Here is a 255-nt window from a genome sequence, read left to right as displayed (position 1 = left end):
GCGTCGGGTTGGCTTCGACATCCCCGACCGCGCCGGCATCAGCGAGATCGAGTTCAGCAGCCAGGTGCGCCGGCTCGGCGACGATGGCCTGGTCCTCAACCTGCCGCGCTTCCAGTACGAGTCGGCGCAGAAGGTCGCACCGCTCGGCTTCGTGCTCTCCCCGCACGCGCTGGTGATCCAGCGCGAGTACGAGGTCCAGGCGCTGGCCACGCTGGGCGGGGAGCTGGGCCGCAACCCCTGCACCGGCTCGGTGGA

1 protein-coding gene is annotated in these 255 nt (G+C 71.0%); it reads left to right on the top strand.

Annotated elements, in window-relative coordinates:
- Positions 1-255, top strand: a 255-nt coding sequence (locus SB822_RS58885; protein ID WP_410859348.1) for a hypothetical protein, incomplete at both ends; no start/stop codon positions are given.

This window comes from Paraburkholderia sp. SIMBA_054 (assembly GCF_046534875.1).
Taxonomy (GTDB): domain Bacteria; phylum Pseudomonadota; class Gammaproteobacteria; order Burkholderiales; family Burkholderiaceae; genus Paraburkholderia; species Paraburkholderia hospita.
This window is presented reverse-complemented; position numbering and strand designations above follow the sequence as displayed.